This is a genomic window from Pseudomonas serbica (genome assembly GCF_028823535.1).
GTDB classification, from domain to species: domain Bacteria; phylum Pseudomonadota; class Gammaproteobacteria; order Pseudomonadales; family Pseudomonadaceae; genus Aquipseudomonas; species Aquipseudomonas serbica.
Genome location: NZ_JAQIYM010000090.1, coordinates 938,033 through 960,637, shown reverse-complemented (window position 1 = coordinate 960,637; position 22,605 = coordinate 938,033). Strand labels below are relative to the sequence as shown.

General features: G+C 54.5%; 31 protein-coding genes and 1 pseudogene. 14 read left to right on the top strand and 18 right to left on the bottom strand.

Going from position 1 to position 22,605, the window contains the following annotated elements:
* Positions 1–88: 88 nt before the first annotated feature.
* The gene (locus tag NQL71_RS36105; RefSeq protein WP_274644409.1) at positions 89–937 is read right to left on the bottom strand and encodes an NYN domain-containing protein; all 849 of its coding nucleotides are present in this window, start codon (positions 935–937) and stop codon (positions 89–91) included.
* Positions 938–1,161: 224 nt separating this feature from the next.
* Positions 1,162–1,587: a hypothetical protein gene (locus NQL71_RS36100; protein ID WP_274644408.1), complete on the bottom strand. Its 426-nt coding sequence runs from the start codon at positions 1,585–1,587 to the stop codon at positions 1,162–1,164.
* Between the two features lie 206 nt (positions 1,588–1,793).
* On the opposite strand from NQL71_RS36100, the gene phaZ reads away from it, so the two are divergent.
* From phaZ to NQL71_RS36080, 4 genes are all read left to right on the top strand, one after another.
* Entirely contained in the window at positions 1,794–2,672 is an 879-nt protein-coding gene (gene phaZ / locus NQL71_RS36095) for a poly(3-hydroxyalkanoate) depolymerase (protein WP_425520714.1), read from the top strand.
* A gap of 103 nt (positions 2,673–2,775) precedes the next feature.
* Complete coding sequence (locus NQL71_RS36090) at positions 2,776–3,591, top strand: ATP-grasp domain-containing protein (protein WP_274644406.1); 816 nt, start codon at positions 2,776–2,778, stop codon at positions 3,589–3,591.
* A 21-nt stretch (positions 3,592–3,612) separates the two neighbouring features.
* Complete coding sequence (locus NQL71_RS36085; RefSeq protein WP_274644405.1) at positions 3,613–3,969, top strand: hypothetical protein; 357 nt, start codon at positions 3,613–3,615, stop codon at positions 3,967–3,969.
* Between the two features lie 47 nt (positions 3,970–4,016).
* The gene (locus tag NQL71_RS36080) at positions 4,017–4,343 is read left to right on the top strand and encodes a P-loop NTPase family protein (RefSeq protein ID WP_274644404.1); all 327 of its coding nucleotides are present in this window, start codon (positions 4,017–4,019) and stop codon (positions 4,341–4,343) included.
* Between the two features lie 298 nt (positions 4,344–4,641).
* Here the strand turns inward: NQL71_RS36080 and NQL71_RS36075 are convergent, their stop codons facing one another.
* Positions 4,642–5,004: a helix-turn-helix domain-containing protein gene (locus NQL71_RS36075; RefSeq protein ID WP_274644403.1), complete on the bottom strand. Its 363-nt coding sequence runs from the start codon at positions 5,002–5,004 to the stop codon at positions 4,642–4,644.
* 254 nt (positions 5,005–5,258) lie between these two features.
* Here NQL71_RS36075 and NQL71_RS36070 point away from each other — a divergent pair, with 254 nt between their 5' ends.
* The 4 genes from NQL71_RS36070 to NQL71_RS36055 all read left to right on the top strand — a co-directional run bounded on the left by NQL71_RS36070 (position 5,259) and on the right by NQL71_RS36055 (position 7,362).
* A complete protein-coding gene (locus NQL71_RS36070) occupies positions 5,259–5,558 on the top strand; it encodes a helix-turn-helix transcriptional regulator (RefSeq protein ID WP_274644402.1) in 300 nt (99 codons plus the stop codon).
* On the top strand, positions 5,555–6,820 hold the full coding sequence (locus NQL71_RS36065) for a type II toxin-antitoxin system HipA family toxin (RefSeq protein WP_274644401.1): 1,266 nt from the start codon (positions 5,555–5,557) through the stop codon (positions 6,818–6,820). Before NQL71_RS36070 ends, NQL71_RS36065 begins: the two co-directional genes overlap by 4 nt.
* 72 nt (positions 6,821–6,892) lie before the next feature.
* Positions 6,893–7,144, top strand: a complete 252-nt coding sequence (locus NQL71_RS36060; RefSeq protein ID WP_274644400.1) for a hypothetical protein — start codon at positions 6,893–6,895, stop codon at positions 7,142–7,144.
* Positions 7,141–7,362 carry a hypothetical protein gene (locus tag NQL71_RS36055; RefSeq protein WP_274644399.1) on the top strand — a complete coding sequence of 74 codons (222 nt, stop codon included), beginning with the start codon at positions 7,141–7,143 and terminating at the stop codon, positions 7,360–7,362. Before NQL71_RS36060 ends, NQL71_RS36055 begins: the two co-directional genes overlap by 4 nt.
* Before the next feature lie 166 nt (positions 7,363–7,528).
* Here NQL71_RS36055 and NQL71_RS36050 read toward each other — a convergent pair whose 3' ends face one another.
* From NQL71_RS36050 to NQL71_RS36040, 3 genes are read right to left on the bottom strand one after another with little or no spacing between them, the layout of a single operon-like run.
* Positions 7,529–8,089 carry a hypothetical protein gene (locus NQL71_RS36050; protein ID WP_274644398.1) on the bottom strand — a complete coding sequence of 187 codons (561 nt, stop codon included), beginning with the start codon at positions 8,087–8,089 and terminating at the stop codon, positions 7,529–7,531.
* Positions 8,090–8,107: 18 nt separating this feature from the next.
* On the bottom strand, positions 8,108–9,397 hold the full coding sequence (locus tag NQL71_RS36045; RefSeq protein ID WP_274644397.1) for a WGR domain-containing protein: 1,290 nt from the start codon (positions 9,395–9,397) through the stop codon (positions 8,108–8,110).
* A 16-nt stretch (positions 9,398–9,413) separates the two neighbouring features.
* Positions 9,414–10,082, bottom strand: coding sequence for a hypothetical protein (locus NQL71_RS36040; protein ID WP_274644396.1), 669 nt, complete (start codon positions 10,080–10,082; stop codon positions 9,414–9,416).
* A 219-nt stretch (positions 10,083–10,301) separates the two neighbouring features.
* Here NQL71_RS36040 and NQL71_RS36970 point away from each other — a divergent pair.
* Positions 10,302–11,285: pseudogene (locus NQL71_RS36970) on the top strand (cache domain-containing protein); the annotation flags it as partial.
* 18 nt (positions 11,286–11,303) lie between these two features.
* The gene (locus tag NQL71_RS36965) at positions 11,304–12,191 is read left to right on the top strand and encodes a methyl-accepting chemotaxis protein (RefSeq protein ID WP_425520713.1); all 888 of its coding nucleotides are present in this window, start codon (positions 11,304–11,306) and stop codon (positions 12,189–12,191) included.
* A 62-nt stretch (positions 12,192–12,253) separates the two neighbouring features.
* On the opposite strand, the gene NQL71_RS36030 is transcribed toward NQL71_RS36965, so the two are convergent.
* The 6 genes from NQL71_RS36030 to NQL71_RS36005 form a co-directional block, all read right to left on the bottom strand.
* Positions 12,254–12,706, bottom strand: a complete 453-nt coding sequence (locus tag NQL71_RS36030; protein WP_274644394.1) for a hypothetical protein — start codon at positions 12,704–12,706, stop codon at positions 12,254–12,256.
* On the bottom strand, positions 12,703–13,029 hold the full coding sequence (locus NQL71_RS36025; RefSeq protein ID WP_274644393.1) for a hypothetical protein: 327 nt from the start codon (positions 13,027–13,029) through the stop codon (positions 12,703–12,705). The genes NQL71_RS36030 and NQL71_RS36025 overlap by 4 nt, the downstream gene beginning before the upstream one ends.
* Positions 13,030–13,059: 30 nt before the next feature.
* Positions 13,060–13,878 carry a hypothetical protein gene (locus tag NQL71_RS36020; RefSeq protein WP_274644392.1) on the bottom strand — a complete coding sequence of 273 codons (819 nt, stop codon included), beginning with the start codon at positions 13,876–13,878 and terminating at the stop codon, positions 13,060–13,062.
* An 8-nt stretch (positions 13,879–13,886) separates the two neighbouring features.
* On the bottom strand, positions 13,887–14,243 hold the full coding sequence (locus tag NQL71_RS36015; RefSeq protein WP_274644391.1) for a hypothetical protein: 357 nt from the start codon (positions 14,241–14,243) through the stop codon (positions 13,887–13,889).
* Positions 14,230–14,616 (bottom strand): hypothetical protein, encoded by a 387-nt coding sequence (locus NQL71_RS36010; RefSeq protein ID WP_274644390.1) that lies wholly within the window; start codon positions 14,614–14,616, stop codon positions 14,230–14,232. Before NQL71_RS36010 ends, NQL71_RS36015 begins: the two co-directional genes overlap by 14 nt.
* A 375-nt stretch (positions 14,617–14,991) precedes the next feature.
* Positions 14,992–15,288, bottom strand: a complete 297-nt coding sequence (locus NQL71_RS36005) for a hypothetical protein (protein WP_274644389.1) — start codon at positions 15,286–15,288, stop codon at positions 14,992–14,994.
* 186 nt (positions 15,289–15,474) lie between these two features.
* Between NQL71_RS36005 and yidD the strand changes: the two genes are divergently transcribed.
* The 3 genes from yidD (at position 15,475) to NQL71_RS35990 (ending at position 17,279) form a co-directional block, all read left to right on the top strand.
* Entirely contained in the window at positions 15,475–15,870 is a 396-nt protein-coding gene (gene yidD / locus NQL71_RS36000) for a membrane protein insertion efficiency factor YidD (RefSeq protein ID WP_274644388.1), read from the top strand.
* 97 nt (positions 15,871–15,967) lie between these two features.
* Positions 15,968–16,333 (top strand): hypothetical protein, encoded by a 366-nt coding sequence (locus NQL71_RS35995; RefSeq protein WP_274644387.1) that lies wholly within the window; start codon positions 15,968–15,970, stop codon positions 16,331–16,333.
* A 79-nt stretch (positions 16,334–16,412) separates the two neighbouring features.
* The gene (locus NQL71_RS35990; protein WP_274644386.1) at positions 16,413–17,279 is read left to right on the top strand and encodes a hypothetical protein; all 867 of its coding nucleotides are present in this window, start codon (positions 16,413–16,415) and stop codon (positions 17,277–17,279) included.
* A 33-nt stretch (positions 17,280–17,312) separates the two neighbouring features.
* Here the strand turns inward: NQL71_RS35990 and NQL71_RS35985 are convergent, their stop codons facing one another.
* A complete protein-coding gene (locus NQL71_RS35985) occupies positions 17,313–17,723 on the bottom strand; it encodes a hypothetical protein (protein WP_274644385.1) in 411 nt (136 codons plus the stop codon).
* Positions 17,724–17,887: 164 nt separating this feature from the next.
* A complete protein-coding gene (locus NQL71_RS35980) occupies positions 17,888–19,390 on the bottom strand; it encodes a hypothetical protein (protein WP_274644384.1) in 1,503 nt (500 codons plus the stop codon).
* 211 nt (positions 19,391–19,601) lie between these two features.
* Between NQL71_RS35980 and NQL71_RS35975 the strand changes: the two genes are divergently transcribed.
* Positions 19,602–20,282, top strand: a complete 681-nt coding sequence (locus NQL71_RS35975; protein WP_274644383.1) for a hypothetical protein — start codon at positions 19,602–19,604, stop codon at positions 20,280–20,282.
* Positions 20,283–20,289: 7 nt separating this feature from the next.
* Here NQL71_RS35975 and NQL71_RS35970 read toward each other — a convergent pair whose 3' ends face one another.
* The 4 genes from NQL71_RS35970 to NQL71_RS35955 form a co-directional block, all read right to left on the bottom strand.
* A complete protein-coding gene (locus NQL71_RS35970) occupies positions 20,290–20,640 on the bottom strand; it encodes a hypothetical protein (RefSeq protein WP_274644382.1) in 351 nt (116 codons plus the stop codon).
* A 67-nt stretch (positions 20,641–20,707) separates the two neighbouring features.
* Positions 20,708–21,058, bottom strand: a complete 351-nt coding sequence (locus NQL71_RS35965) for a hypothetical protein (RefSeq protein ID WP_274644381.1) — start codon at positions 21,056–21,058, stop codon at positions 20,708–20,710.
* An 88-nt stretch (positions 21,059–21,146) separates the two neighbouring features.
* On the bottom strand, positions 21,147–21,722 hold the full coding sequence (locus NQL71_RS35960; protein ID WP_274644380.1) for a type II toxin-antitoxin system PemK/MazF family toxin: 576 nt from the start codon (positions 21,720–21,722) through the stop codon (positions 21,147–21,149).
* Between the two features lie 200 nt (positions 21,723–21,922).
* Positions 21,923–22,573: a hypothetical protein gene (locus NQL71_RS35955; RefSeq protein WP_274644379.1), complete on the bottom strand. Its 651-nt coding sequence runs from the start codon at positions 22,571–22,573 to the stop codon at positions 21,923–21,925.
* Positions 22,574–22,605: the final 32 nt, after the last annotated feature.

The window sequence follows — 22,605 nt, the reverse complement described above, 5'->3', positions numbered from 1 at the left end:
TGCCCTATGCCAGTACGGCATCACAAACCGCACTGAAGCCCCGGCGACGCTCGGGAAGTCACGTCAGTCCCCTGCCGCCCCGGCCCCTCTAGGCCAATACCGCATGCGCCCCATGGATGGCCTTGGCCTTCATGCGTATAAGCGGGTGTGTATTCTCTCGCTTTATTTCGAAGACTGAGAACTGCTCCATCAATTGAACAAGTTTTGGGTATCCGTAGAGTTTTACGTTCAGCTTTGGCAGATGAGCGCCAACAGAACTCAAGGTGACCCATTCACCGGGTGCGCCCACTTTGCAGACACTATCGATCAGCAACGTTTTTAGGCCTGGAACGGCGTTTAGTTCGTCCGGTGTGTGCTTCACATAGGGTTTTGGCAAAGCGACCGATACCGCGCCAGGCTCGACAGGAGTGATATCGCTGTTCTCTGGCAGAGCAGGATCGGAAGTCGCAACAGCAGCTGTCACAAACGCGGCAGGCGCAGGTAAAGGCTGTGCCTGAGGTTTTGTGTAACCTTCAAGATAATGAAATTGGGAGCAGGCGCTGATAAAGGGCGCGGGTGACTGGGGCCCACCGAAGCCATAGACCTGCTTACCATCGCCCCGTAGACGCATGATCAGCGGCGTGAAGTCGCTATCGGAGGACATCAGGCAGAAGACATCCACGGACTTGTTGTAGAGCACATCCATGACATCGATGGTCATCGCCATGTCCGTTGCGTTCTTCCCTTTAGTCAGGTCGAACTGCTGGATCGGCTGGATGGCATGCTCATGCAACACCTTGCGCCACGGGCAAAGATTGGCGCTTGCCCAGTTACCGTAGGCCCGGCGAATCGAAACGGTACCGATCTTTTCCAATATTTTCAGCACGCCGGCCAGTTTGCGGCTTGGTGCGTTGTCTGCATCGATAAATAGTGCAACATTCAAGCCTGGAACGGTCACGGTGCTCTCCTTTCTATTTCTGCTATGCCTCAATGCTTACCTCCCGAAACCTGAGTCCGGACGGCTGCACTCCTTTCCTCGATAATTACCATGTATTGACAGGATGTCAACTCGCTATCGCATATGGAAAGCTTATATTTTATGGAGATTCCGGTCTTCGGATAGCCCCTAAAAAGACAAAACCCCGCAAAGGCGGGGTTTGTTGGAAGACTCGGTGTCTCGACTCAGTAAGCCGAGAACTTATCTTCGATCTCGCGGCGATTGCGACGGTAGGTCACGTCGTCGATGTGCTTATCGTCCATCTCGCGGTCGTTGAACTGCATGGCCTTGGCGCGTTCACGCTCAACGTGCGGCTTGGTCGCGTAGTAGTTACGAGCCTGGGCCGAGTTGTAGGTATCGAACGGCATCCACAGAGGGCCGAGAAACGGATACAGCGGCAAAGTAGTGAATGCTAAAACGTAATTTCCGTCGTACAGGTAGCCAGCCATTGGCAGAATACCCAGGGCAGCTGCGAGCTTAGGATTGCGCTCTTCAACGGCCAGACCTTTTTGCTTATAGGTCTCGAGTTCCTGCTTTTGGCCTTCGATCAGGCTAGTCGTACAGCCCTGCAGTGCGATTGCGATAGCGGCCAGGGCCAGAAGCTTTTTCATCCTTCATTCCTTGTAATCAGATTTTTTTCCTGAAGCCCGGTTGCATTCAAGATGTGAGTACAAGATTATCCAACGGCCAACATAGAGTCAATATTGACTTGATGGCTTTTTGCAATGTTTTTCAGAGGCATGATTACCCCGGTCAGGTGGGAATCTATGCCCAATTACGGTGCGTGACCGTAGGGAGCATCAGCATGACGAGTTCCATGAGTCAGCAGTTCAACATCAGCACAATCAATGTCAACGGCCAAAAGATTCGAACGGGTATCCGGCCTGGTAAACCACACTTGACGCCGCTGCTGATCTTCAATGGCATCGGGGCTAGCATGGAGCTGGTGTTTCCCTTCGTTGAGCACCTGCACCCGGATCTGGAGGTGATTGCCTTCGACGTACCTGGGGTGGGCGGTTCACCCTCCCCTAAGTTCCCCTACCGGTTTGAAGGGATGGCCCGAACAGTCGCCGAGATGCTTGATGCCCTGGATTACGAAAAGGTCTGTGTGATCGGTGTGTCGTGGGGCGGGTTTCTCGCACAGCAGTTCGCCCGCGACTACCCTGATCGCTGCAAGAAACTGATCCTCGCCGCTACAAGCTGTGGGATCGGCATGGTCACACCTTCGCCCAAGGTTCTAGCGTTGATGGCGAGCCCTCTCAGGTACACCAATCCCAACCACATGGCCAAAATCGCTCCCGACATTTACGGCGGCGTTTTCCGTCGTAACAAGGAGCTGTGCACGGCCTACGCCAGCAAGATGAAGGCTAAAAGCAGTGCCCTCGGCTATTACTACCAGACGACAGCGGTGTACTTCTGGTCGAGCATGCTCTGGTTGCACGAACTGACGCAGCCGACGATGGTGCTGGCTGGGAACGACGACCCGCTCATCCCGCTGATCAACATGAAGTTTATTGCCAACCAGATTCCAGGCGCTGAGCTACACGTGTTCGACGATGGTCACCTCTTCATCGTGACGGCAGCAGAAGCGACAGCCAAGCTGGTCAATCGATTCCTCAACGAGGAGAGGCATAAAACGGTCATGCACCCGCCAGCTGTCAAAGAGCCTCAACGCGATCACCACGCGGTTGCTTGAGGTAATTGGACAGTTTCGACAAGAAAGTGAAAACTAACCTGGAAAAAGCCTAGACGCGCCCCCACCATACCCTTTCTGATATTGAAAAACTGGAGCTTCACCGATGTTCGTACCGGAACCGGAACCACAATCTGAAGAGAGCGCCCTCAAGCGCATTATGGAGCGTTGCCAAGCCGCCCCTACCGCCTATGAGAATTGGGCACCAGCGGTCGAAAAAGCCGGGGTCAGCTCGCCTGCCACCCGTGTGGTACCGCTCACGACCGCGTTGCAGCTCTCGTTCCTGGATGGTTACCCAGAGACCCAGGAAATGACGGACAACCTTGACCAGATCGTCCAGGCCGTCGAGGAAATGGGTAAGCTTCACGGCTTCCCTCTCTTCATCAAAACCAGCTTCACCAGTAATAAACACTACTGGGAAGAATCCTGCTGCCTGGCCAGTGCCGACCGCGAGACCGTCATCAAACATATCGGTGAAATTGTCTTTTACCAGGGTATGAGCCCCTACCCGTTCTCCAGTTCGCTATTGATTCGCCAAATGCTGGAAACCGAAGCGGCGTTCCACGCCTTTGGCAATATGCCGGTGACCAAAGAGTTTCGATTCTTCGCCGGGCATGGGCAGGTCGAGGGCTACCAACCGTACTGGCCCAAGGAGGCGATTAAGGGTCACGCCCCGACCGCCAAGGATTGGGAGCAAAAACTTGAAGCCATCAGCGCCCTGGATGACAAGGATTTCAACCAGTTGGAGAAGATGGCCAAGGCCATTACCCGGCATCTGGACGGTGACTGGAGTGTCGACTTCCTCCAGGATCGCCATGGCAAATGGTGGTTGATCGATATGGCCGAGGCTCGGATGAGCTATCGCAACGTGCTTGGCTTCAAAACCATCAAGAAAGATGATGAATTGTCACCTCAATTCTAACAAGCTAAGGGTATAGCGCTCATGTCCATCCATATTGATCGCATCATGCGACAGATGCCGGCCAGCTGGCGGTACAACTGGTGCACCAAAGGCGTTGCTTGCGAATGCATCGGTGCCGCGAATTGTGCGGGCGGCGCGGCCAAGGCCGGTTTTAACCAAAAGGACTGGGAAGACTGGAAATCCAGGCACCCGGAACCCACCCCCGTCGACAAGCCGGTCATGACGTACTACACGCCTCACCTGACCGAATCATCCGAAGGCTCCGAGATACAAACCGCTGAGCAGTTTTTTGCCTGGCAGGACAGCCTGACCAAAGAAGAGCTCGAGGCCTACGAAGAAGGCCGCATGGCCCGTGGGGCACGCTTCGAAATCAAATGACATTGGTGGTCAGGGAAAACTTGATCACTTTCACACTTGGGGGCTGCATGAGCGATACGAAACTGACGATTCACGAGGTTATGGAGGCCATGCCGGAGCAATGGCGCCACCGCTGGTGCGGTGGTAGCGCTTGTGCTTGCCTGGGTGGCGCGAACTGCTCAGGCGGACTTATGCGCCACGGTTTCACCAAGCAGGACTGGGAAGACTGGAAAGCTGAAACCGGTTTTGTGGATCCGGTCAAAGAAGAGCCCGATTTCAGCAAGCTGATCGAATACCTGCAGTCGACCCAAGAGAACTCACACACTCTTGAAGATCCCCCGGAATATCGGATTGATGGCGCCTGCGCGACGCCAATCGTTCGAGAGACTGTTTAAGTCTTCCGTACACCAAAATGGTCAGCAAGCTGCTGACCATTTTTGTTTTGATCGGCGCTTCCTGTTCAACTGAAACACGTCCTCAAAATGTCCGGGAATGTCCGGTCATGTCCTATCACCGTATTTTCAACATTTTGAAAAACGCCAAAACAATAGTTTTCTTCATATTATTCAGCTACTTAACGCTGCATTCGCGTCATGATCAATTGAACCGGCGAATGTCCGGCCATGTCCGCTGATGTCCGCTTGGGCGTATTCGCGGTCTTTCGTGCGCGCTTCGACGCCTGTCCAGATTAGGTCAATCCAAAGCCGGCAGAAGGGTTTCGTAGGGAATTTTCAGGCCTTTGTTCAGTCGCCGGATCATTGCCAGGCTGAGCTTACGCTTGCGATTGAGAACCTCCGATACGCGCCCGCTCGCGCCGATATACACCTCCAGATCTCTCGGCGTGAGGCCCATCTGATCCATGCGAAATTTGATCGCCTCGACGGGATCGGGTTTGTCGATGGGATAGTGCTGGTTTTCGTAGTGCTCGACCAGAAGCGTCAGAGCGACCAACTCATCACCATCCTCGCTTCCCTCTGCGGCGCCCCACAGCGTCTCCACGCGCTTTAACGCCTCAGCATGATCCTCGGAGCTTCGTATTACTTTCACGTAGGCCATGGCGCCTCCTGATGGCTTTGGCTGGTTAGTGCTTTCGTCAGTATATCTCCCATTTTGGGAGATCCTGAGGAAAAAAAGCAAACATCGCACGATTCTAGAGAGGAAAACACGTTCTACGTAAACTATATGGCTCTTTGGCTGCTTTACGAGCCACATATGGCTCTTACTGCCTGCATGTTAACTATATGGCTCATTTCGTTTGACGAGAGCCATATAGTTGACATACCCTCAAGCTACCAACCCGAGCAGCCATCATGAAAACCAAAATCCTCGAGCAAATCCAAAAGCGCCGCCTTGAACTTGGGCTCAAAATCCAGGACATGGTGCTGCGGGCAGGCCTTTCACGTCAGATGTACGGAAAGATCGAAGCCGGTGGCAACCCACGCCTGAGTACGCTCGACCAAATCGCGGAAGGACTGGATTCCGTCGTGATGCTGATCCCCAAGGAAAAACTCAATCAGATCCAGAAACTCCTGACGAACGACGCGGCCCCGGTGCCAGCAAAGTCAGAAGAAAACAACGATATTGATAACCCTTGGGGTGATCTCTCATGAGCAATGAAACAGTCTCGGTCTTACGCCTAAGCCTCCACGGACAGCTCGTGGGTTATGTCGCTGGCTATTCAAACGGCAAGAACGTCTTTTCGCTGGCGCCGGAGTACATCGCCAATTCTGACCGGTACCCGTTGACCCTGTCTCACAAGGATCCCGACAATTTTCAGCGGCAGCTGGAGAAGAAACACCCGTACATGACCACCCAACGGCTTCACCCGGTGTTGAGCAACTTGCTTCCAGAGGGCTCACTGCGGGACTTGCTCTCCCAGATGATGAAGACTCATCGCGACAACGAGTTCCCGCTGCTGGGCTGGCTGGGTAAGGATTTGCCGGGGGCGCTGCTCGCCGAGCCAATGGAAGCTGAACACATTCCAGGATATGTCCTGGAACACCATGGAAAGATCGAACCGACCACCATCGACATGCCAGATCGCCGGGCCTACTTCTCCCTGGCCGGCGTACAGATGAAATTCTCAATGCATGATCAGGATGGCCGGTATATCACCGGTGATCCCCAGGCGCCCGGTGACTGGATCGTCAAAACGCCCTCCACTGTTCATGCGCATGTACCGCTCAACGAGTACACCAGCATGACACTGGCCGGTTTGGCCGGCGTGAACATCCCGGAAATCAGGTTGATCGAGATGGATCAGATCGAGAACCTGCCGGCCATCAACCTGCCCAATGAGACATTGGCGTATGGCATTCGCCGCTACGACCGACTGCCGGGCCATGAGCGGGTTAACTCGGAAGACTTCGCGCAGATCTTCTTTGCCTACGCCCACGACAAGTACCGCGTCGCCAACTACGAGCAAATCGGCAAGCTGATCTACCACAAGACGCTGCATGGGCAGCGCGACATCGTGCAAATGGCCATTCGGTTGCTCGTGAACATCCTGCTGGCCAACGGTGACGCCCACCTGAAGAACTGGAGCTTGCTATACAGCAACCGTATGGACGCCGAGCTCTCCCCGGCTTACGACATTGTCTCGACCAAGATCTACATGAAAGATGAAGTCCAGTATGCGCTGAACATGGCCAAGACCAAGGCCTGGTACGACGTCAGCTTCGAACACTTCAAAGCTTGGGCCAAGGACGTTGACGTACCGTGGCGCATCATCCATCTGAACCTGAAGGCTGCCTTGGACAAGGCCCGCACCCTGTGGCCCCAAGCGCTGGCGGAAAGCCCGATGCCGGACTACCAGCAAGAGGCCTTGCGCCTACACTGGAAAGCATTGCACCCAGATTTTCGGATTGATTAAAGACAGGCGCCTGCGGCGAAGTTCCGATTGCTCTCTTCGTCGCTGCACACTCCACATACATGGATGACTGATATGACCGACACCACCCCAACTGATGAAATCTCTGACGTGGAAATCGAGGCGACCCTGCTGCGCCTGGCCAGGTCTGAAGCCTACACAACCTTGCCTCAGTGGCTGGCCGCGACCGAAGAGTGCTACCCGACGATTTCCAAAAAACGCATCCATGCCTGCGCCATGTTGCTGCGCGACCGGTTGCAGGAAAGCGATCATGGTGGGTACTGGACGGAGTACCAGAGCCAGCGACGCAGGAGACGAGGCGTATGAGCCAATACGAGAACGGCAAGTCCAGAGCCCTGCACTACGCGCTGGAATGCGCCATTCGCGACCGTGAAGGCTACCTGGACGCCATGAAGGGGCCGGAGTTCGACACGCTCCCTCGCGAGGAGGCCTTGGCCCGATTTTCCGAGGACGACCGGCAGCGTTTCCTCCGTGCTGAAAGTTACATTCGCGACTTCGAGCGGCTGCGTAGCTCTCTGCAATAGGTGTTCAGAGAGAGTCGCCCTCTCCGCCAGCATGGCGGCTGAAACTGGACGAAGGCCCACACAAAAAAGTTGGCATTCGGGTGACCAGTAATCAGTCAGAAAACCAAAGAAAACGCCGGTCAGAGACCGGCGCTTTGGTTATTTTTTTCGTCGTGCTAAGGCGCCGTTAAAGGTCACACTCCGGCGACCGGGTCTTGTCGTGAATGTCGATCATTGGCCCAAAGGATGGGGATTCGACGGTGTAGCGGTTCTTCAGAAACACATAGCAGCGTTTGAGCTTCTCGACTTGCTCTGGCGCCAGCGATGCCAGGGTATTTTTCTCGCCGGTCGGGTCGTTTTTGGTTTTCGGCGTCACACCGTTGTCGAATTTCCAGAGGGAATCTAACAGCGGTTCCTTCCAGTCAAAGATGTCCCATTTTTGATGATCCTGGTACTGAGCCAACACCTTCACCAAATACGCATCGCGCTCCGCGTATTTTCCGTTCGCTTCCAGCGCGGACATCGTTGTACGGGCCGCATCAGGGTAGGTAATGCCCTTCTCTGCCATCCATTTGAAGCCGTCGCTATCAAGGTTCTTCAAGGCATCTTCACTATAACGACCAACGGGAGACCGGATCGCCTTCTGTTTGTCCATGTAGTCGTTGTAGTCGCCGATGTAGCTCACACTCGTATCCACTGCCAAGTAGCCAAGAAGCAACACAGCCGCGAAGGTGTAAATCTTGTTCATCCTGTTCATCATGTCCCTTTAATGGAATTCTACGAGAAATCGAATTGCGGATTTCTCTGTTTTGAAAATGATCATTTCGTTGTTGATCACGCCGCTTTGGCCGCCCTTGGCGAACACCGAATCATGCCCGGCCAAATGCAGCCGAGAGTCCGAATGCCGTGGGATAAAGCTCTTACCCATCGCCACGTCCGCCAGGAACATGAACACCTGATGCTCACGCGTTCTGTGCTGCAGGCCCAGGGCGTAATTCAACGATTTCGTTGATTGATCCGAGAAATAGACCCCATCGCCATAGGCACGACCGCAACTGTGCCCCGCAGACTCTGGAGGGATCACCAGGCCATTTTTAAGGATCGACAGGACGTTTCCTGGGCGAGTGCCGTGCCAAAGCCGCTGGACGTTACCAACGCTCTTGCCGCCCCCTTCAAAGGCAGCGTCCATATGGTCAACCGAGACTGCGAATACCCGCTTGATGCCAAGGTCATAAGACGCGTGCATGCGCTGACGGGTAGCGTTGTAGAACCGCTCGATCTCGGCCAGGATCTGTCGATCCTCAACCACATCGATGGCGCAATTGAAGATGTTCGGCACCGAGGGTGCGGCTGCACCATCGCCGGCCACTTGCTGCTTACGCAACTCGGCCACCTGGGCAATCGAAGCTTCCAGGTCATCGAGCAGGCCGCTTTGTTTAGCCACCGCCTCGTCATCAGGAATCACCTGCTTGACGGCCAGTTTGCGCCCAACCTTCTGCGGGATCAGCATGAGGTACTTGCCCAACAGGGCCTTGACCTCATCGCTTTCAAAGTCCTCGCCGGCCACGTGCTTGCTGATCCTCATCAGCAAATCCCGCGCCTTGTGGATCGATTCCTGGGTCACGACACCCAGTGGGGTCTGGAACACACCGGTGTGCTCATCGTACTTCAGCTCGGTGTTGTCGAGAATAGCGTGGACGTTGGCCTGCACCAGGCGTTTGACCAGATCGGACACCACTTGCGGGTGCTGGGTACGGATTTGCTCCGATGCCGCCATCTCAAGCGCCATGCGGCCCAGGCTGGCAGGACTCTTCACCGCAGCCGTCAGGCTCTCGAATTTCACGTAGTCATCGCGCAGCTTCTCGCGAATCTTCGTTTGGATGTAGCGGTCGGCCTGGGCTTGGTTAGGGAATGGCTTAGGTTTCTGAACCTGGCCAGCCCCGCCAATCCGACCATTCACGACATGCACCGTGAAATTGGAATCGCGTTCCACTTTCCAGAATTTGTTGGAGTTAAGATTGACTTCCGTCTTCACATACATTTCAGAAAATTGCATGGTCACGCTGCAGCCCTCACGACAATTTGATGAACTTGAGGGCCCTGACCAACGGATCTTGGTACATACGTTCTTTGAATCCCGCGAACTCATGACTGTCCAGGAATTTGTTGCTGAGCACGTGGATCTTGTGCGGGCCGGCGCTGCCGCTGCCACTGCTGGTGAGGTCAGACTTCACATCGCCCGCATGATGAACACAAAAGAGATTAAGATATCGCGCCAAGTCACTGACATCACCCGCGTTTCCATAATCTGCGAGCTGGAACTCTACCGTCAGTTTGGTCTTCTTCGGCACTTCCTGACCGGCTTCAGGATGGGTTTCGATGTGATAAACGTGGACACCATACTGGCCGTCGTTCATCAGCAGGTGGCCCACGGAACGAATCGAGTTCAGCAAGTGGCCGGCAACTTCTTTTCCCGTGCCAATGATCAGGAACCGCTCCGTTCTCTGCGGCTTGGACTCATCAACCAGCATGTGGATTTTGATTTTTCCGCCCTGGTTGACTGCCTGCATCATCTCCCTTGGCCGATACAGCGGGTGGCACAGCGTCTCCACAATACAGGGGACTGTGAAGTCGATTTCATTCGAAGGAACCGGAAAAGCGAACTGCATGATGCGCGACATGAAGAGTGCCTCAGGGCTGTAGAACGGGAAAGTGTCAATTATCGCACTATCTTTGCTCATCGCCTACGCCTACCGCTCGTCCCCGGTAGTGTAAATTTTGGGAATTTCACACCCTGAGACTGAAAGTTTTACTGAAAACTGTCGATAGGCAATCAGCGATAGCCCGTTTTAAGTCCGTCGGTTAATTGGCGCGCTTCACAGCAGGCTCTGGCACACGTATTAAGCCCGCCTGGATCCCCAGGTGGCGACGCAATGCCTTAGGAATTTCGGAAAACGTCAATGATCAAAAACTTGAAGTTCAGCAGCAAAATCCTGATTGCCGCATCGTTGATCGTCCTGACAACGTTCGCCGCTTTCACCACCTCCAATGACTTTCAGCAGAAGGAGACGATCCAGAAGGATCTGGACAGCTACCTCAGCCAGATGGGTGAACTGTCGGCTACCAACATCGACAACTGGTTGTCGGGCAAGGTGACACTGATTGAGAACCTGGCCCAGAGTGTGGCGCTGGATCCAGATCTCAACTTCGTCGGCCTCTTGCTGGAACAGAAGTCGATGACCAACACGTTTTTAACCACCTACATGGGGGACACACAAGGCATCTTTACTCAACGCCCATTCACACCCTTGCCAGCCGGTTACGACCCTCGCGTCAGGCCTTGGTACCAAGATGCTGTGAAAACCGGCAGCACCACCCTCACCGCTCCTTACATTGACGCCAGCACCGGTGGGCTGGTTATCAGTATCGCAACCCCAGTGCACAAAGATGGCAACCTGGTGGGTGTGATCGGCGGCGACTTAACCCTGGAAACGCTGGTTAAAAACATCAACAGCCTGGACTTCAGCGGCAGGGGTTATGCCTACCTGGTCGATGGCGATGGCACGATCCTGGTACACCACAACAAAGACCTGATCAACAAGAAGCTGAATGACGTCTACACCACCTGGAGTCACAACATGACACCAGGTGTGCAAGAAGCGGTTCTGAATGGCAAAACGCGTCTGGTGTCCTTCATCCCAATCAAGGGTCTGCCTTCTGTCCATTGGTACGTAGCGATCTCCCTCGACAAGGAAAAATCCTATTCGACCCTGGCCGAGTTCCGTAAATCAGCCCTGATCGCTTCCATCCTGTCGATCCTGGTAATTATCGGCCTGATGGGAATGTTCATTCGCCGCTTGCTGCGCCCTCTGCACGTAATGATCGGCGCCATGAAAGACATCGCCGAAGGTGAAGGTGACCTGACCAAGCGTCTGACCATCCAGAACAACGATGAATTCGGCATGCTCGGCACGTCCTTCAACCACTTTGTCGAACGCATCCACACCTCGATGACTGAGGTGTCTTCTGCGACGTTGATGGTCAACGAAGTCGCCTTGCGTGTGGTCAGCGCCTCGAACTCTTCGATGACCAACTCTGACGAGCAATCCAACCGTACCAGCAGTGTGGCCGCCGCCATCAACGAACTGGGCGCTGCTGCTCAGGAGATCGCCCGGAACGCGGCCCACGCTTCGCACCAGGCGAGCGACGCCCGTCAACTGGCTGAGGAAGGCCAGAAGGTCGTAGAACAGAGCATCAAGGCGATGAATGAACTTTCCCTGATGATCAGTGCTTCGAGCACCAATATCGAGACGGTCAACACCAACACGGTGAACATCGGCAAGATCCTGGAAGTCATCACGAGCATCTCCCAGCAGACCAACCTGCTGGCACTGAACGCCGCCATTGAGGCTGCACGCGCCGGCGAAGCCGGTCGCGGGTTTGCCGTGGTAGCGGACGAAGTGCGTAACCTCGCCCACCGCACCCAAGAGTCGGCGCAGCAAGTGCAAAAGATGATCGAGGAGCTGCAACACGGCGCTCAAGCCTCGGTGGAAACCATGGCCCAGAGCCAACGCCACAGCCAGGACACCGTAGGCATTGCCAACCAGGCCGGCGAGCGCCTTGGCAGCGTGACCCTGCGTATCGGCGAGATCGACGGCATGAACCAGTCGGTGGCCGCCGCCACTGAGGAACAGACCTCCGTGGTTGAAACCATCAACATGGACATCACCGAGATCAACACGCTGAACCAGGAAGGCGTGGAGAACCTGCAGTCCACCCTGCGGGCGTGCAAAGATCTGGAGCTACAAGCCGGTCGACTGAAAGAGTTGGTTGGCAGCTTCCGGATCTAAGCCGGGCTGAACGAGAACGCCCCCTTGGGGGCGTTTTTTGTGCTCAAAATTCGGCGTCTTGACTAAGGCTCGAAGGACGACCCAGAGTCTTTAGCGGCTTCGCGGGCCCGGAACTCAGCCAATGTGCGCTGGAACTCGCGTTCCTTGTCTTCGGGCCTTTCAGGGCGGCGAGCAATCCACCCTTCTGGCTCGTCCGTGCAGGATTTGAGTTCTTCCCAGGCGGACAAGCAGTCCAGAAGATCCCGGAAGCAGTAGCGCTTGTCCATCATTCCGATGGAATCGACAAAGCCGATGGCCGCTGTCGAAAACAGCTTTTGCACCACAACATAGGTGCCGTCATCCAGCCGCTTGGCACCGGTATAGCCAAAATCCTTGCCGAGCAACTTCTCGGTCATCGCATCTTGTCGGTCAGGTGGGCACAGCGCGAGTTTGACATGGTCAATCACAGCCCCTTCGCGCAACGGATGATTGGCTTCCGTATCTTGAAGAATCTCAAGCGCAGTACGTTTCTTCACGATTTGACCTCACCGAGGGAGGCACTCAGAAATTGCTCAATGCCTTCTGCACTCTTAACGACTGGCCCCCAGCTGTGCAGCAGATACTCGGAGCCCCGCTTTTCAATAACGATGCCGAGATAGGCCTGGAGCCGCTCGATATCACGCAGAATCCCCGACTTCACATGACCCGTTTCGCGAGCCAGGTTATTCAGAGTGGGGTGCTCCAGCTTGGACAGAGCCAGCGCTACGCGCAGGAGATTGCGAGTATCCCCTCTCGCATAGGTCGCTTGACCTTGCGATTTGCAGGGGGCTTTCGCATCTTTGAGCTCGGATCGTGGCATAGGTCGTGTCTCGCAGGCCTGCGTGGCCTTTTACAGGCCGTCGGGGGTATTTGGATTGTTCAGTGTAGCGAGTCCCGGTTCATGAGCGCTATAGCGCTTCTTCGCGCTGTTGTAACCAATGGCGTTGTAGAAACGGTACAAAGTGGCCGGTCGGTGGATGGGCAGATGGCCGTAGAGTGAGTGAATCGCTTCGCTTCGGTCAAAGTCGGCAGCGACGTGCACGGCGGTGTATTCGATGGTCGGCCAGCGAGAAACATGGGCTCTCCTGTCCTTGCGAATTGCTTCACTTTCGCGCTTTTCTTCACGGCGCTTGAACGAGTTCAGGCTGGTTGCCTGCTTATGTAGCGTGCCGTCGTAAGTGATCAGGTCGATGCGATAAATGCCGATGGCCTTACCGTTCTGATAATGGATAGCAACGTGCTCAGGGTATCGCTTCTTGCTGAATACAGGCGGCACCATGGCCTGCCAACGCGCCTGAGTGAATGCTTTGCGCAGGGGATCAAAACCCACCGCATCAAACATCGCCCAGATCGATTCGTGCTCGGTGATCGGTACTTCATTCCGCGCCGGCATCACGTCCTGTAGGTTCAGCTCTTCGACGAGCTTGGCAAAAACCTCAAGTCGACGCTCGTAATCCTTCAGATCTTCAAAGCCGAGCCGCAATCGAAGGTGACTGTCCACGGTTTGAGCCTGGACGTACTCCGTCAAGCGCTCGCCTTCCAGCGTGCCAATCTCTTCAAGAATGGCGATGTCCTTGTCGTATTGCGGGTCGGAAGCTGCCGGGAATGCAAACTTGTGCACCGATTGCGGGTAACCGAAGCTGTAGACTATGGCGACTTTGGTTGGCATGTAGCCTCCTAGCTGTAACGCTGCTTTGCAGTGTCGTATCCAATGACTTGGTAAAAGCCGGCGAGCGATGTTGGGTGATTGACCGATAGATCGTCGTACATAGGCACGATGGCTTCCTGCGCGTCAAAGTCTTCAGCCAATCGAATTTCCGTGTACCGAATGGTCGGCCAGCGAGTGATTTGCTTCTCCCAATCCTTGCGAATGGCTTCACTCGCACGCTTCTGCTCCCGGCGCCGGAAAGCATTGAGGCTGGTGGCCTGTTGGTGGAAGTTGTGGGCACCATGATCGAGTTCGAACCGGTACAGACCAACGGCCTTACCATCCTGGAAATGAATTCCAACGTACTTATCACTATTGCCTGTCATGAAGTATCGCTGGCAAAAAGCGTGTCGGACGACTGTTAAAACTCAGGCTCATGCGCTCACTGGGTGCGCGAGAGATCCCGATCACCAGCTCCGTTATTGCGTCAAACTGTGCCTTTTTTCCGGTGCGCTCCCAGACCTCCAAGCCAAGCACCTGCAACTCTCGGAGCAAGCACTTATGCTTGAGGTTTCGCGCATAGGCAGTGTCCATGTCACCGGGGTAGTCAGGCTCAGCGAAAAACTGGATGGGCGCCCCCTCCCCGTATTTGGCTTGAAGCCTATCCCGCCGCTCGGCATTTGCTGCCCGACCGGGTGCAAGGCGCTCATTGATCAGCGCCATCATCTCATCGCTTGGCTCGAACGACTCAACATCCATGGTCAGGAGTCCGCCGAGCTTTTGTCTGAGGCTTTCAACAAATATGGCAGAGGCTTGAACCGCAGGTCATACGGGCCATCGTCATGGACGCATAGCTCAGGAGAGCCGAAGGTCTCCATGCAGTATTCCTTGGTTTCCGCGTAGGAGTTTATTTTCGCCGCACAGTCTTCGCAGTAGTACATCTTCGTCGACCGATTGAAAAAGGTGGCACCAGGCTCCTGGCAAGACCCTCGGTTGCAGCTGCCATTTTTAAGGCCTTTGTCTGCTTTCAACGGCGGGGACGAGAGAGAAATATTGAGCATGAGCCACTCCGAGAATCGAGCCGCAAAATGGCTCATGTGGGGGGAATATAGGTATCCTAGAGATACCTGTCAATTAACGTACCAAATAATCTTTAAGACTGGCCTTGGCCTCGCCGGGTAGCGTCAGGCTGAAGCCGAAAAATCGGCTGCGTGAAGGACTCACCCAACCGTACAAAGTCCACGGCCCGTCGACCCGTCGCCAGCACCAATCAGCCAAGCGGTTGCGACCTTTGTTGGGCTTATCACCCTGATCACTGAGGCATGGATTGGTCGAATAACCTAGGAACCAGCGGGCCCCGGTGCTGGCCTTGAGGCCGCTGATCCCGGTCACACGGCATTTACCAATGTCAGCTTGGAAGTAGCTTTTCACAAAAAACCTCTGATTTATGCTATGTGCCACGCATGGTATGTATGGTATGTACTATCTTCAAAACGGCCTGTAGCCCCTTATCCTGCTGACTCAAAGGGGTACGTGGCTTCCCAGATCGGCGCCGATTTTGACCATGTCATCATATCGTGATATATGCCATATATTGACACATTTTTGGAGGCGCTCATGAAAGCCCTTTACCGTCTTGCCATCCGTCTTTACCAGCGACGGATCTCTCCACACAAAGGCTTTCGCTGCGCCTATTCGCACACCCATGGCGGGCCAGGCTGCTCTGGAGCGGTACTTTCGATTCTGGAGGACAAGGGGCTCATCAGCGGATGGGGTTTGATTAAACAGCGCTTCCTCAGCTGTGAGAGCGCTGCAAAGGAGCGTGAGGAAGAGCGGAAGAAGCGAAAGGATAAGCCCGCCTCCGGCAGCGACCGCTCGGGCCCTTGCGGCTTTGGTGCGGTAGACGCTTGTGATGTCGGGGACTGCATCCCCAAGGGGTCGTGCGATGGCCCGTGCGACATCAGCACCAGCCTCAGGGCTATCGTGACACTGAAGGGTTTCATATCGCGATGATTGACCGGTATCTTTAGGATACCTATAGTTAGTTACGTCTGCGCCGCCTTAGAGGGATGGCCTGGCGCCAAACCAGCAAGTGCCAAGGAAAACACTCATGCGGAAAATCACCGGGCTTCAACTCATCGCCGCCGAGCGCAAGCGCCAAAAGGAAATTGAAGGCTGGACATTGGAGCACGATTATCAGCACGGAGCTGAATTGTTGGAGTTGGCAGCCCTCTCCTACCGCGACGCGGTCGGTGAAGACAGTCCTCAGCCTAAACAATGGCCATGGGACGCCAAATGGTGGAAACCTAAAAGTCGCCAACGCAACCTGGAACGAGCCGGCGCTCTGTATCAGGCAGCGGCTGATGTGGCTGAACGAGCTAAGGACTATCAGCGTCGTGACACCTTGCTAACGCTCGTTGCAAGCTGCTCGATCCTGCTGGACAGTGTCCTCGCAAGTACCGCCAAAAAGAGTTAAATTAATTCGCTGGTGAACAAAACGCTGAAGACCCAAGCTGACGCGGTCGGTAACCTAAGCTCACTCTCAAGGACGTGTGATGAACTACAACGAATTCACCGGTTATCTCGCAGACCGAATCGTGGCGATTCGAATTCGAGAGTCCGTACCAGGTACTCAGAGACGGCGCGAACGGTATTACGATGCAGTTTATGCCTCTGTGTTGGAGTGCCGGGCATTTTTCGACCGACTTTCTCTCGATGAAGGCCCTCATAACGACTACAACCCCACAAGCAAGGCCTCGGTCGAGGCCTATCGGCTGGCGATGTATGCAGAACTAGCCGAAGAGCTGGGTAATCGGGTGGCGGATGCTTGCGTGCGGGGTGACGTATCGTTCCTGGACTCTGTGCTCAGGTATCCGGTGCCTTACGGTCAGCAGGTGTCAGACCGGAGGTTCGCCCAAGTGGCAGCGGAGCATTTTTCCAATTTTGTATTTGAGCGCACCTGTTCCGGGTGTCGCGCAAAGTACAAGGTAGCGGTTAAGGCCCAGACCTACCGGATGGTTTCAAATCACCCGACAACCTGCAATGCTGTGAAGGTTGCTCCTGTTCAGGCAGCTAAGCCTGAGGTTGAGGTAAAGCCCGAGGTAAAGGTTAAGGCTGAAGGCGGTGAGGTAGAACCTATGATGGTGCGGCTTTTGCGTTGGGAAGCCCGTCAAAAGAACATAAAAGGCCCCGTCATTCCACAAGAAATGCTTGATCCTGCACAGAAGCCCGCTTATAACTCGCCGGAATATCGGGCCAATGCCAAGGCTGCATTGCGGTTGTATGCCGAATTTCTCAAGTTTTATGAAGAAGATCCATCGCCGAAGAGTCAACCTGAGGACAACCAACGCCAGGTGGATCGCATGTACAACGTCGTTATGCGCACTGTATTTAACTTCGATCCAAACGCGAACAAGAAATAGGATCAAGGCGTGAGAAATGCCTCCCTGCAGGCGTTACCTGGACTTCCCAGTAGTCTCTGAACGCATCGGTAGCAAGGTTTCCTGATCTGGCTCGATGGTTAGATCAGCAAGCGCATCCCAATCGTCGATGTTGATGAGCTGAAGACTGTGCATCACTCGCATCGGAACTGGGATTCTCCCGAGCTTGACCAGGTACGACAGTGCGCCGGCACACGCTGATGCCTCGGCGTTGGTTTCACAAACACCGTCGACTTCAATGTCATCTGAAGTTCTCTCGACCGTTTTGTGGCACGGGAACAGATGGTGATCATCTTCGAGCAAAAACTTGATGATCCCCTCGAGCCGGCCAGGGCGCAGATCGATGGCGCCAACCTTGCGAAACGGGCAGTCGGCGCAGGGCTTTTTCACTTTGAAGGCGGTGTCGATGTCGAATTCAATACTCATCCATGTCTTCCTGTGTCTTTGTCCAGCATCTTAAAGCCAGCCGGCGATGAATGCCACGACCTGCTCAATCATTGCCGCACACGGCACATGCATCAGGAACAAAGGACTAGCCAGTTCCTGGAAAGGCGATTCTCTCGTCTGCACCCACCGCCTCGCGGATGCTGCTATAGACCCAGATCCTCAGAAAAAATCCCCGCCAGAATCTTTAGGTCATCCCAATGGATGGTACGAATGACCTCGTCGGTAATGCCAGGAGCGTAGCGGCGGACTTGGTAGAGCCGCTTTTCCGACAACTTTCTGAGTGTTCCATGGAGGGATGAATTGGAAAACGCATCAGTGATCACAGCTTCGATGTCGGCATTTTTCTCGTCATAGTCCGACATATGTCTGACTCGCTTGAGGCAGGCCGCAAGCAATAGCGGCGACACCATGACGGTTCCGTCCACCTTCAACGTATCTGGTATCTCATCATGCTTGAGAACGTGCATCGCATGGTGACGATCCAGGGTTTCGACGTCATTCAAGATCTGATTTGCTGGCGCTGTGTAGATGAAGTCGAGCATCAGCAATGACTGGTGAAAAGTGGCATGCCTCTTACTGAGGCCCCACAGCTGCTCCAGGGTTGATTCGGTGAAAATGGTGCTCCGGTACGCCTGCAGCTCAGCAAGCTGCTGACTTAGAGGCTCGAACCCCTTGGCGTAGGCCTGCACGCTGCCTGGGAAACCCGCCTTCACCCAAGTCCGAGCTATCACCTCATAGCGGGCGACATTCAACTTTCCACTGGTGGACAAGGAGCACAGTGCATGCGAAAGAAACTCCTCATCCATCACGCTGCTTGGTGGCAGCCTTGAGATATCGAAGACGTCGCCGGGAGTGGGTTCAGTGATCTTCTTGTGCAGTGCCTTCTGATAGCCTTTATCCACCATCAATGCCTGGTACAGTTCGGGGCTTGATTCCGACAGCCTGACCATCAGTTGTTCGTGGCGGCAGTGTTGGAGAAGCAACTCGTAGTAGGCGTGGGTGGGCGTCGCACGACCTTCGTTATTCAGGCTCCTGTCTGGCAGCAGGTTTTCATGTGCCTGAGCCAGGAAATCAATGACAAAATCCTCTTCGCCGTCATCAGCGCAAACAGTTAACAACGCGATAGTGAAATCACGCGCCCCGCCATTGTTGAGTCGGCCTATGTCATACGCCCAAGAATACTCAAGGTAGTTCTGTAGCAGGCCTTTGCAGACATCAACGGGCAGCCGGCCATCTTTGGTGTGAAGTATCTCGGCGAGGTACCCCGTTTTTTCGGGGATGAAAATGGCGCCCAGGCGGATTGATTCACGGGCCAGGGACATGTGTTCAGGATCGTCGATTTGGTTCATCAGCCGCTGGACAGCGCCAGACAAAAACAGTGGATCAGGATTCTTGCGGAAAAAGACCTCAAGCAGACCCTTTCGGTGCAAAAGCAAGCTGTAGCCTTGGAGGACAAAAGTGACTTCGCACTTGACCGTATGACTCAATACCGCCGTCCTCTGGGAGGGCGTGGCCGTCAGAAGAAATGCCTCGGCCTCGATCAGGCCGTCGATCAGCGCATACAGCCGCTCCGAGAATTTATCCAGATCCCACTCGTCTGCGACGTCGCTCTTCAATTGACGAATTTTTGCCAAATGGTCAGACACAACGCTCTCCTTTTCTTCAAATGTACGCCAAGCGAGGTCTATCGGGACAGACTGTCCAGCTTTGCCGGCACTCAAGAAACTCAGTTTTAACCTTTCCGGTGGCAATATACCACTATATTTTGATTGCATTTAGCCACATTTAGTCTCATAATACTACTTAACGCACCACTCTTCATGGCCATGAGGCCAAACGATTTTTCACGGATGATCAATGACAACCAAAATCCCCGCCACAGCTCCCGCCCCCACTCCAGATGCGATCAATCTCGCGTTGGCGGAGGCTTACGCGACTGATTCTCTGTTCGACTATCTGACTGACGCCAATGCCCAGATAATGGGAATCATCGTGAGTACGATACAGTGGCCGATCCTCACCACCCCCAACCTTCTCAGATCCAGGCCAGGCTCCAAACACTGGTTGAAGATGGTATTTAACGCTGTTCAGTGGCTTAGGCCCAACACCACTCTGGATGCCAAACTCAAATTGGTCGCTGAGATTGCCATCGAGCTGCGAACGGCCATGACCGATAAGGAGTGGTTCGAATTCCTCTGCGAAGAGGCGGATACACTGCAGGGCATACACCCGAGCGTATTGACCCAGTTCGCCAACCATCTTCTGGAGACCTGCGCCGCGAGCAAGGATGAGAACCTGCTGTTCGACTTAATGGGCTTTGAGATTCCCAAGAAGGACATTCTTTACGTCAGTGGCCCTTTGCCGATTCGCCTACTGGTGTGCCTCCACAAGCGTAATGACTTGGCGTCCTTGTTCCGCGCCAGCGCGTACACCAATAAGCTTGGGCGCCTGGTGATGAAGCATCAACTTCGTGGCCTGGAGACCATTCTAAACCTTAGTGACCTGGCTGAGGTTTTCAGCCAGGATCTTGGCCTTTGATCTGGGCTTAAGCCAGGACACCACCAGCGCCGAGAATCGCCGCCTTCACCGCTTCCAGATTCTCATTGGGTACCGAGACCAACACCGAGGTGTGGGTTGTGGTCTTCTTCCAGCGCTTGAAGTAGGTTTCAACGCTGGTGAAGTGCGGTTTTGCGGTCGAATACACGTCGCCATAGGTGATCTTCACACGGTCGGAATTGTGGAGGTTGTCGATCACCGGCTCCAGGTCTTCTTCGTCGTTGATGATCAGGGTCAGTTCGTCGTGCCAGATGTTGTTGCCACCAGGCTGGTCGTCTGGCCAGAACGATTTGTCGGCAAAAAACGCCTTCAATTCGGCGCCATTGGTTCGTACTGTCATGGTTATACTCCCGCAAATTAAAAACGCATGCCGAACCGGCGCCGATGCGCCGGTGATCAGCGGATCTTTACTTGATCATCAGGCCGGCGATCAGGACGATCAGCACAAAAAACACGACGACGTCGAACTGGCGGGCCAGCTTGGGAATGGCCTCAGGATTGCCATCGTGCTGGTGGTACACCTGTAGCACCTTGATCCCAATGATGTAGAAGCTGAACAGCACCGAAAACCAAAACGGCGTACCGATGTCGACGATCAATTGCCAGGAGAAGCCCTGCCCGAAATTCCAGGCGGTAAAACTCAGGAGAATAAGGGGAATGCTCAGGCCAATAGCCAAAATCCCCAAGAACGCGAAGTCGCGGGTACGAAAGCCTTGCTTAATGCCAGTGCTGAATTGCTGCGCAAATTTTCCGATCATTACTGCACTCTCCCTCTTAAGCTAAAAGTAATCCAGCGTAGTCCGAGGCCCAGAAGGCTGGCAGCGCCAGTCGAGGTGTCATGAGCGTTCAGGCACCAAAGATGGTGAGAAGTCTTGCCCGAGCCTCGCTCATCACGCCGCCAGGCGTGCTACCAATCACCTTCCCTTCACGGGCCTGTAGATCCAGGTTGCGCACCATGTTGAGTAACGCGAAGCCATCGGCGACGGTATCCTCCAGTACTACCGCCATACCGGCATATCGATCCACCGGGCCTGCCACGATAGGCGCCACCAGCGGCAGCGCCATTACGTTGTGTTGTTTTTCGCTCAGTACCAGAACCTCGATGGTGGAACCTAGCCCGCTTGAGAAGCGCACAATGTCACCCAGATCGTATGGAGTCATGGCCGCACCATCCCGACTGGCGTTAATGCCGAGGTTTTCCCACGCTTCGAGCCCATCAGGCTCTGGCGCTTCCATATCGCACATCGCCGCGATCAATTCGATAGTGTAGGTTGGTTGCATGGTTTTGAGTTTCAGCGATAAGCCATCAGCGGTCATTTCAAGATCGAACGAATCACCTCTTTTGGCGCCTAGGGCTTTCATGACGGCCAAAGGGATTACGAGACCAGCGCTGTTCCCAACTCTGACGATTTTAAGTTCCATTGAATTTCCAATACGGATTAGTCGTGGTTCAACCAGTGCGAAAAAAAAGACGCCATCAGGCTTGCCTTCGTGCACACACGGCTGGCGCCGACAGAGATGCGAACCGTTGTTGATTATGTAAAAGGGCTTGTTTAGCTGGGCAGCTAAACAAGCAAAAACAGCTAACGAAGAGATCAATGCATCGAAACATGCTCAACCGATCAGTTCAGTGTCCGCTTGGCAGGCTGAATGTCTGGGGTGATTTCACCCTCGTGACGCTCGTCATCAGGATGAGGCCGGCCATCCGCGCAGTAGGGACATACCTCCTCCCCCTCAGTGGCGATCTGCATCCGCTCCAGTTCCTCGGGGGTCATGTTGAGCGTATCCAGCGGAATCGGAATCGCGATAAAGGTGAACTCGTTCTGCGGGCTGCCAGCGTAGAGGACGTATTCCTCTTCCTGAATGTCGATCTGGATCATGCTGACCATGCCAGCCAGTTCATCATCACCGGCATTCACGGCTCTTTGGGCAAACGCCAGCCTTCTGCCATGGGCAGCGGCCATAGCGGTCGCTTCCTCAACGGAGGCGTAGGTCAGGGCATTTTGCTCATAGGCGGACACCGTAGGCTCGCTGTCCAAGTAACGCTGCAAAGACTCACGCAAGCCATCCTTGGGGATGGTCGAGAGCACCTTGCCGAAGATGTGCTGCGGCTGCTGAAGAATCTTGGTCAAACCCTTCAGACTTTCCAGGGCGGAGTCGAACTCCAGCCCCGGATAGGTGACTGGACGAGTCAAGACAACAACATCGCCGGTGGTTTCCACGATGTGGGAAGTGAAAAAGTGGCTAGGATCGGAGCAGTACGTCATATCCATAAGAGTAATTCTCGAAAAGTAAATTTGATCCG